Origin of the sequence: uncultured Brachyspira sp. (genome assembly GCF_944393015.1) — a bacterium.
GTDB lineage: Bacteria > Spirochaetota > Brachyspiria > Brachyspirales > Brachyspiraceae > Brachyspira.
This window is the reverse complement of sequence record NZ_CALXYQ010000080.1, coordinates 1-7,141: the sequence shown is the minus strand read 5'-3', so window position 1 is coordinate 7,141 and position 7,141 is coordinate 1. Positions and strand designations below refer to the sequence as shown.

Sequence of the window (7,141 nt, the reverse complement as noted above, 5' to 3'; positions counted from 1 at the left end):
GATGTGGAGGTTATGGGGATCGAACCCACGACCTACTGCGTGCAAGGCAGTCGCTCTCCCAAACTGAGCTAAACCCCCGAGTATATATTTTAAAGAACCTGAGCGTGTGGGCCTGGGAGGAATTGAACCACCGACCTTTCGATTATCAGTCGAACGCTCTAGCCATCTGAGCTACAGGCCCTTTTATTTATTCATCAACGATATGTATTAGATTATAGCACACTTTAAAAAAATAGCAAGTGCTTTTTTGAATTTTTTTATATAATTTTTATATAATTAATAAAACTTTATAAAATATATTGTAAAAAAACGGTTTTATATTATACTATAAAGATATGATTAATAAAAATAATTTTTTTTCTAGAGATAATAATTCTTTAACACATAATAAAATCTTCGTTATTGGCGGAGAAATACTATTAATTACAATAGTATTTACTGCATTTTTCTATTTTTGTTATTTGATTAGGAATATAATAAATCCTATTATATTATTCCTTATACTTATAGCAGCTCTAATACCTTTTTGGAAATATATATGGGCTAAAACATCAATAGTATTAATATTAGCCCTATTCACGTTATGGGTCATTAAAGAGGCTGGATACTTAGTTGCACCATTTATTTGGGGTATATTCATTGCATATATGTTTGATCCTTTAATAACAAAGATGCAGAAAAAAATTCCTAGAATAGCAGGCGTATTATTAATATATATACCATTACTAATATTAGCTATAATATTCGTTATATTTATACTTCCTAGAACTATAGAACAAGTTGAAATAATATTCAAAACATTACCTCAATATGTAGACAAAATATATAGTTCTATCTCTGATATGCTTATAAATTTATCCGAAAAATTAAATAGAACTATAGGAAAAAGTTTTGACATAAATTTGGAAATAGATTCAAAAGCCATAAATGATTTTTTATTCGGAAATAGCGGTGTTATAACATTAATGTATAAAAAAATTATAGATTTTAGATTTCAAAACATTAATAGTATAACAACAATATTCAGTATAATATTTTCATATTTTGTAATACTTCCGTTTGTTACTTTTTATTTAATGCTGGACTTTCAAAATATTAAAGAAAGAATCATTAAAATAATTCCTATGAGATGGCAAAGCTCTGTAAGTAATATAATAAAAAATTCAAACTACATAATAAACAGTTATGTTGTAGGAATGACAATATTAGCAGTATCATTTTTTATAATAAGCTATATAATGCTATCTCTAACAAATACTAAATATGCTTTTATGTTAGCTTTACTCAGAGGGCTTTTAAATTACATACCATTTATAGGTCCATTTGCTGCATTTTTATCAGCATTATTTATAGGTATAATTACAGAACCTGTATGGTGGCATGGTGCTTTAAAAATGTGTATAATATACGGCATCATACAAATATTGGATTCAGGAATAATGGCTCCTAAAATATTAGGAAAATCAGTAAAGATACACCCTATAGCTGTTATGTTCAGTACTATTATAGGAGGAGTGCTTTTTGGTTTCTTAGGAGTATTATTTGCTGTTCCTTTCTGCGGAATAATTATTATAACTATAAAAAACTTTTTTAATAAATATTATCATTCAAAATTTTACACTTTAACGAAAAGAGGCGAATAAATGTTAGTTTACTTAGTACCTATATTTATAATACTTCCACTATTTCTAATGGCTATTATGATATTCCTACCAACATTTATAGGAAAGAAAATACCACCTTCATTCTCAAAAGAAAAAACTCAAATATTTAATATTAAAAGAAATGAATTATATAATTTGCTTATAGATTATGAAAACTACCCTGCTTGGTTAAAATATATATCAATAGTTCGCACTGAAAAACTAGATAATGATAAAATAAAAATAATGCAGACATATTCAAATAGAAGAACATATCAGGAATTAATAGAAGTAAGAAGAATAGAGAATAGCGAAATATCTATGGTAAAAACAGAAAATGAATTTACAGCTTTATGGACATATATATTAGAAGATGCTGAAAATGACAAAACAAGACTCACAATAAAAGAAACTATGTATGTATATCATCCATATTTGAGATTTATGCTTAAATATGTACTTATAGATGAAAACGGTAAGAATGATTTTTTCAGGAGAATAAGAAGTTTTATAAACAAACATAAACAATAATTTTTTATTATTGTTATGCTCGTCTACGCCCACAATAAGCTAGTGAGTTTACTCACTAGCTGGCTACGGCTCGCTTTTATATATTAATTATGCTATTAATTTTTTAGAGTGATAAACGAGCAGCTGATAACTGACAAAGGAAGTTGTCAGCTATTTTTTAGCGAGTTTATCGCTAGCAACAATAAAAAATTACTATTTTCTGTTCTTCTCGCCCCATACGCATATAGCATCTAATATTGGTATTAATGATTTTCCTCTTTTAGATAGGCTATACTCTACTTTGGGAGGTATTTGAGGATATTCTTTCCTAGCAACTAAATCATCCTTTTCTAATTCTTTCAAAGTTAAACTCAATGTTTTATGAGATATATTAGATATTATTCTCTTTAATTCATTATATCTCACTACATTTAATTCTGACAATATATATAATATTATCATTTTATATTTACCCGATATCAATGACATAGTATAAGCAAAACCTGTATCTTCCATATATTTTTCTTTCAATTTGCTATTATCTTTTTTCATATATTATCCTTTATAGTTATTTTACACTTTACTTTTAGTTAGTATATAACATTTTTGTTAGTACTTGATAATTATAATATATAATACTAAAATAATAATATCAATAATAATTTACTATATAGGAGTAAAAAAATGAAAAAAATATTAATTTTAAATGGAAGCCCTAGATTAAATGGTAATACTTCTGCATTGATAGAAGAGTTTACTAAAGGAGCAAAACTTAATGGAAATGATATAATAAAATTCGATTTGGACAGAATGAATATACATTGCTGTAAAGGCTGCTTGAAAGGCGGTAAAAATCCTGATAGTCCATGCAGCCAAAAAGATGATATGGATAAAATATATCCTCATTATAAAGAAGCTGATATATTAGTACTAGCTTCACCTATGTATTATTGGTCTTTCTCTGCTCAATTAAAAATATTTATAGATAGAATATTCGCTGTTGCTGAAATAGATCCTAATTATAAAACACCATATAAAGAATGTTTTATGCTCATGGCAGCAGAAGGAAATGATGATAACAATTCTAAACCAATTATAGAATATTATCAATCTTTATTGAATTACTTGGGCTGGAAAGATTTAGGTTATTTAATTGCAGGAGGAGTATTTAATATAGGAGATATAAAAGGAAAAGATGAATTTTTAAATAAAGCATTTGAAATGGGAAAAGCTATAATTTAAATCATTTACATTAATTCATTTTAATATATAATTTATAGTCAATAAATTTAAAAAATAAGGATTTTTAATACATGATTAATTTTGAACCTATTTCATTAGAAAAACAGGAACTTTATCATAAATATTTTTCTATGACTCCGGAGCAATCTGCTGATTATACATTTATGAATTTGCTTGGATTAAAAGATATATACATGCTTGAATGGGCATTTACTGAAAAGCTAGTTTGGATAAGACAGAAATCACCATATACCATATATTGGGCACCTGTTGGCGATTGGTTTAATACTAACTTCTGCACTGATTTTAGCCCTTGTGAAATTTCTGGTGAAACCATAATAAGAATACCTAAAAAACTTGCTTTATTTTGGGAGAAAACAACTAAAATAAAAGTAAAAGAAACTAGAGATGAATGGGAATACTTATACGACTTTAATGAATTAGTAACATTACCCGGTAAAAAATTTCATAATAAGAAAAATTTATATAATCAATTTCTTAAAAACGAATTCAAATACGTTCCAATAGATAATAAAACTGTAATAAATGATATACTTGACTTTGAGGCTAAATGGGAAGAAGAAGAGAAAAAAAACAATGCTGCTTTAAATGAAAATAATGCAGAAGAATGCGAAACTTTTGACAGTACTAAACTATTAACCCATGAAGTAAGAGCCGAAGCAGATACTATAATGATAAAAACTTTGCTCGGTAATTGGGATATAATAAATAACATAATAGGCGGAGCTATTTATATAGACAATAAAATAGTAGCATACACAATAGCTGATTTAACTATGAGAGATACTATTGTAGTTCACTCTGAAAGAGGAGATAGGAATTACAAAGGAACATATCAAGCTATAAACAGAATGTTCTTAGAAAATTTAAAAAATTATGTAAGTGATTATGAAAGATTTAAATTCGTTAATAGAGAGCAGGACGTTGGAGATTTAGGACTTAGAAAAGCAAAAATGTCATATAATCCTGTAGGATATATAGAGAAGTATAAAGGTTTCTGTACAGATTTCTAATAAAATAAAAAATCTGCTCATTTTATTAGAAAAATAATATAATGAGCAGATATAAAATATTAAAATTGTATTTTTTCACTTTTATAAATATAGTCTATACCTTTACCATGATAATTCTTGCATAAAAATAAATAAAAATTATCTAAATATATAATCTCACCATTTATTTTTTTTCTGTATGATTGAAAGTTTGTAATATATTCAACATTATCAAAATATTTAGAAATAAAATTCGTATCAGATGATGTAGTTATATGATAAAAATCGTTTCCTAAAAAATCTTTATCATTATACCAAAAATCAAATACAGTAGGATGATATGTACCCCAATTTAAACATACAGACTCTTTTTCAGGATGTATATAAAAATTAATCATTGAAGGTATTTGATAATTTAAACCAAAAATTCTTATATCTTTATCCATATAAGAATCATAATAGTCTTTTAAATCATATCTTATAGCATTGTATTTATAATATCTATCAGTAGGATCACCTTTTATTGGTATGATTGCAAAAAAATACTGACATATTATTATTAATATTGCTATATTACAAAATAATATATTAGCTAAAAATAAATTCCTAATATATTTTTTATTCCAATTTTTAGATATATAATATGATGCTAAAAATATCCCTCCTCCATATATAAATAAAGCCCAATTTGCTTCTAATTTATTTTTGAAAGATTTCTGCAGTATATAAATGAATGGTAATAGTGATATGAGAGCAAAATAGAAATTATTTTCTATTTCTTTTTTCTTAAAAAAATCTATAGACACTTTTACTATTAAATAACAAAATAATATAAAAAATAAAGGACTATATAATCCTATTTGTGCTCCCCAAAAATCTAAAGTTCTATTAATACTTCCTGGTTTTTGAAGCTGTCTGTCTAATGCATATTTTATAAATGTAAAATCAGTTTGAAAATTATATATAATAAAAGGGCTGTAAACTATAGCAGCAACAATAAATGATAAATAAAATTCTTTAGATGAAAATATAGATTTTCTATTTTTTGAAATTAGTGTAAAAAAAGATATAGAAGCACCTACAAATATAGCACCCTCTTTAGAAAGTAAGCTAAAACCAAATAAAAAACCAGCCAAATAAAAATAATTTTTGTTAGAATAAATTGCTTTATAATAAGCCATTATAGCTAATAATAAAAAATAAAACATAGGGGTATCTATGGTAACAATCAAAGAAAGCCCAGCAAAGAATGGGATAGTATTAAAAAGTATAACAGAAATAATAGCAGTATTTTCATCTTTTTCTTTTTTCAAAAATAAATATAATAAAACAGAAACTAATATACTTATAATAATACTGCCAAATCTTACACCAAATCCAGTATTTCCAAATATAATCATACTTGACTTCATAAAAAAAGCTATACCAGCACCATGGTCAAAAAAGCCAAATGGTAAATGTTTTGTCCATAATGCATAATGTGCTTCATCATCTATTAAAGTAGTGAACATTAATAATATAGTTCTTAATATATATGATAATATTATAAAAACAAATGAAATTAAAAAAATTTTATTACTTATTATTGTATTTATAAATCTTTTAATATTATTTTTCATAATTTGTCTCCCTATTACTTTTTATAATAAACTCAGGTCTATTTTTTATTTGTTCATATATTTTTGATAAATATTCAGAAATTACGGATAAACTTAAAAGCTGAACTCCTCCCATAAAAATAACAGTTATCATTATAGAAGCCCAGCCTTTTATAATATCTGCATTAAAAAAGAAATATTTTATAAATACATATAGAGATAATATAATACCACAAAGTATAGATAAAATGCCTAAAGTTAAAGATATTCTCAAAGGTTTTGTTGAAAATGATATTATACCTATTAAAGCTAGATTAAACATTTTTTTATAAGTATATTTAGTTTTACCTGCTTCTCTAGGTTTTCTATTATATAAAAATGGCTGTTGTTTAAATCCCATCCAGCTAATTAATCCTCTGATATATTTTGGATTTTCTTTAAACTGTTTATAGGCATCAATTACATTCTTATCTATTAGTCTAAAATCTCCTGTATCTATAGGAAATTTAATATCTGATAATAAATTAACTAATCTATAAAATAGATTGGCAGTTATTTTTTTGAAAAAATTTTCACCTTCTCTAGAAATTCTTTTGGCATATATAACGTTAGATTTTGATTTTATATATTCATCTATCATAGAAGGTATAAGTTCTGGAGGATCTTGTAAATCAGCATCTATTATTATAGCTATATCACCAGAAGAATTTAGAATACCACAACTTACAGCAGCCTGATGACCGAAATTTCTTGAAAAAGAAAAAAGTTTTATATTATTATTTTCTTTTCTATATTTATCTATTATATATTCTGTATTATCATTACTTCCATCATTTATAAAAATTATTTCATAATCATTATAATTAGAAAGTACATTAATCAATCTCTTATATAATATTTCTATAACAAGCTCTTCATTATAACAAGGTACTATTATGGTTATTTTCATAATGTAGCACCTATAAAAAAAATATTATATAAATAAAAATGCAATGAAAAAATAAAACGAATTTTTGTTAAAGTAAGAGAGAAATTATTATTATTGATTAATTTAGAATTTTGCTGTTTGCTGTTTGCTGTTTGCTGTTTGCTGTTTGCTGTTTGCTGTTTGCTGTTTGCTGTTTGCTGTTTGCTG

Annotated in this window: 8 protein-coding genes and 2 tRNA genes; 4 read left to right on the top strand and 6 right to left on the bottom strand. The window is 25.3% G+C overall.

Going from position 1 to position 7,141, the window contains the following annotated elements; all coding sequences use genetic code 11:
* Nucleotides 1-4 precede the first annotated feature (4 nt).
* Nucleotides 5-78: transfer RNA gene (locus Q0K19_RS14635), tRNA-Ala, on the bottom strand.
* A 29-nt stretch (nt 79-107) separates the two neighbouring features.
* Nucleotides 108-181: transfer RNA gene (locus tag Q0K19_RS14630), tRNA-Ile, on the bottom strand.
* Between the two features lie 154 nt (nt 182-335).
* Here Q0K19_RS14630 and Q0K19_RS14625 point away from each other — a divergent pair.
* Both Q0K19_RS14625 and Q0K19_RS14620 read left to right on the top strand, forming a co-directional pair.
* Nucleotides 336-1,643 (top strand): AI-2E family transporter, encoded by a 1,308-nt coding sequence (locus Q0K19_RS14625; RefSeq protein ID WP_297249249.1) that lies wholly within the window; start codon nt 336-338, stop codon nt 1,641-1,643.
* Nucleotides 1,644-2,174 carry an SRPBCC family protein gene (locus Q0K19_RS14620; protein WP_297249247.1) on the top strand — a complete coding sequence of 177 codons (531 nt, stop codon included), beginning with the start codon at nt 1,644-1,646 and terminating at the stop codon, nt 2,172-2,174. It abuts the gene before it with no gap.
* A gap of 192 nt (nt 2,175-2,366) precedes the next feature.
* On the opposite strand, the gene Q0K19_RS14615 is transcribed toward Q0K19_RS14620, so the two are convergent.
* Nucleotides 2,367-2,705: a helix-turn-helix domain-containing protein gene (locus Q0K19_RS14615; RefSeq protein ID WP_014487822.1), complete on the bottom strand. Its 339-nt coding sequence runs from the start codon at nt 2,703-2,705 to the stop codon at nt 2,367-2,369.
* Between the two features lie 132 nt (nt 2,706-2,837).
* On the opposite strand from Q0K19_RS14615, the gene Q0K19_RS14610 reads away from it, so the two are divergent.
* Both Q0K19_RS14610 and Q0K19_RS14605 read left to right on the top strand, forming a co-directional pair.
* On the top strand, nt 2,838-3,395 hold the full coding sequence (locus Q0K19_RS14610) for a flavodoxin family protein (protein WP_297249244.1): 558 nt from the start codon (nt 2,838-2,840) through the stop codon (nt 3,393-3,395).
* Between the two features lie 71 nt (nt 3,396-3,466).
* Nucleotides 3,467-4,429: a phosphatidylglycerol lysyltransferase domain-containing protein gene (locus Q0K19_RS14605; protein WP_297249242.1), complete on the top strand. Its 963-nt coding sequence runs from the start codon at nt 3,467-3,469 to the stop codon at nt 4,427-4,429.
* Nucleotides 4,430-4,488: 59 nt separating this feature from the next.
* On the opposite strand, the gene Q0K19_RS14600 is transcribed toward Q0K19_RS14605, so the two are convergent.
* From Q0K19_RS14600 to Q0K19_RS14590, 3 genes are all read right to left on the bottom strand, one after another.
* Nucleotides 4,489-6,027 carry a glycosyltransferase family 39 protein gene (locus Q0K19_RS14600; RefSeq protein WP_297249240.1) on the bottom strand — a complete coding sequence of 513 codons (1,539 nt, stop codon included), beginning with the start codon at nt 6,025-6,027 and terminating at the stop codon, nt 4,489-4,491.
* Nucleotides 6,017-6,955, bottom strand: coding sequence for a glycosyltransferase family 2 protein (locus Q0K19_RS14595; RefSeq protein WP_297249238.1), 939 nt, complete (start codon nt 6,953-6,955; stop codon nt 6,017-6,019). The genes Q0K19_RS14600 and Q0K19_RS14595 overlap by 11 nt, the downstream gene beginning before the upstream one ends.
* Nucleotides 6,952-7,141, bottom strand: a 190-nt coding sequence (locus Q0K19_RS14590) for a hypothetical protein (RefSeq protein WP_297249236.1), incomplete at its 5' end; no start/stop codon positions are given. The genes Q0K19_RS14595 and Q0K19_RS14590, both read right to left, overlap by 4 nt.

Coding starts and splice junctions, on each gene's coding strand:
- Q0K19_RS14600 (WP_297249240.1), bottom strand. CDS start 6,027: ATGAAAAATAATATTAAAAGATTTATAAATACAATAATAAGTAATAAA.
- Q0K19_RS14620 (WP_297249247.1), top strand. CDS start 1,644: ATGTTAGTTTACTTAGTACCTATATTTATAATACTTCCACTATTTCTA.
- Q0K19_RS14595 (WP_297249238.1), bottom strand. CDS start 6,955: ATGAAAATAACCATAATAGTACCTTGTTATAATGAAGAGCTTGTTATA.
- Q0K19_RS14610 (WP_297249244.1), top strand. CDS start 2,838: ATGAAAAAAATATTAATTTTAAATGGAAGCCCTAGATTAAATGGTAAT.
- Q0K19_RS14625 (WP_297249249.1), top strand. CDS start 336: ATGATTAATAAAAATAATTTTTTTTCTAGAGATAATAATTCTTTAACA.
- Q0K19_RS14605 (WP_297249242.1), top strand. CDS start 3,467: ATGATTAATTTTGAACCTATTTCATTAGAAAAACAGGAACTTTATCAT.
- Q0K19_RS14615 (WP_014487822.1), bottom strand. CDS start 2,705: ATGAAAAAAGATAATAGCAAATTGAAAGAAAAATATATGGAAGATACA.